The organism is Jeotgalibacillus marinus, from assembly GCF_040801915.1.
GTDB classification, from domain to species: Bacteria; Bacillota; Bacilli; order Bacillales; family Jeotgalibacillaceae; genus Jeotgalibacillus; species Jeotgalibacillus marinus.
The window spans coordinates 1-1,469 of sequence record NZ_JBFMIA010000060.1 but is presented as its reverse complement, the minus strand read 5'-3'; the positions used below and the strand labels follow the sequence as shown (position 1 = coordinate 1,469).

Annotated in this window: 1 protein-coding gene; it reads left to right on the top strand. The window is 36.0% G+C overall.

The features are described 5' to 3' along the window. Window positions 1-730: 730 nt before the first annotated feature. Window positions 731-1,469, top strand: a 739-nt coding sequence (locus AB1471_RS16865) for a hypothetical protein (RefSeq protein WP_367780919.1), incomplete at its 3' end; no start/stop codon positions are given.

The following is a 1,469-nucleotide window of genomic DNA, read 5'->3' as shown; positions in this document are numbered from 1 at the left end:
AACCTTCTTCATTTGATGCCTCTGAAGCATGAGATCCTGTAGGCGTGTACAGGGTAAAGATCAGTAAGGCAGCCATAAATAGTTTGATTATTTTCTTCATTTTCTTTCCTCCTTTTGTGTGAATACCCAGTATAATGTTTCAAACCCATTTTTGTCTTCTTATATTAAAATTTCTAAATATTCTTTTTTTAAAAGATTCTCTTATGACGGAAATTACGATAAAAATAGTAAAAAGTGTTTAGTATAAACTAAACACTTTTTTTGAGATCAGTCATATAGATACAAGCTTCCCCGTTTTTCCGTACGGGATGTCATGCCACCTATCAGAGCACATGACACAATATTACGGTACTATTGATCACGCATCCAATCAAGTTTTTCTTTAGGGGACGAACGGCTTCACTTATGAACATTTGTTTTGGAACTTCTCAACCACTTGATTTCACTACGTTCCTCTTTCGGTGTCAATTCATTTAAGTTTTGACTCCTTTCATCCAACTATGCAACCTATACGTTTCTTATTTGCATCATCTTATTGCAATATAACCGGAGCATTTTTTGTTTGCTCAACATATGCTCTTTCGAGGGACATCTCCGAATATGTCTATACGGTGAATCAGTATTTATCTTTTTTTAAAAGATAGAAGCAAAACACTAACCAAAAACCTCTATTCTATTATTAATATAGTATCGATATTTGATACTAATTATAGAAAAGGAGATGGACGCAATGGAGACGTTTGTTAAATTTTTTATCTCATTATTACTATTATTCACCTTGCATACGCCAGTTGGATTGTATGCTTCTACAGAGGAGGAGCAAATCGAACACTTAGATATCAATGAGGTATTATCAAACGACAGCTATACGATGGGTGAGAATCCAGCTATCACTGTATTGGACAATGGTCTTGTTGTGTCAGTGCAAGCTGACGAAAACCATCTGACTTATTCATTGGGTGAATATAATGAGGATTCGCATTCGATGTATTGGACCAAGAGCTTTCAATATGGAGAAATGATCACTGGTGGAAATCCATCGTCCATTTCCATTGATACCTTACCCAATGGAGATGTGATACAGGTTTATGAATTTGTGGATATAATCTTTTATTCTTTAGGAAGATATGAAGAGGGGAAGATTAATTGGTATAGCATGAACAACTACTTTGGAATGGGAGAGCATCCAAGTCTGACGGTAATGGAAAATGGTCATCTCGTTTTGGTTAATGAAGGATTGAACACCAATGCACTGTGGTATGGATACGGGACATTCGAAAATGACGAAGCTTGGCATAGAAATATGGTTCACTTTGATAAAGGACTAGAACCTTCTGTATCAGCATTGGATGACGGGAAGATCGTTGTCACACATAAAGAGGAGGTAAATGGTAATCTCTGGTCTACCATTGGTACGATTGATCCGGATAAGAAAATGGTTGAATTTGAATCAGCAGTAAGATATGAAT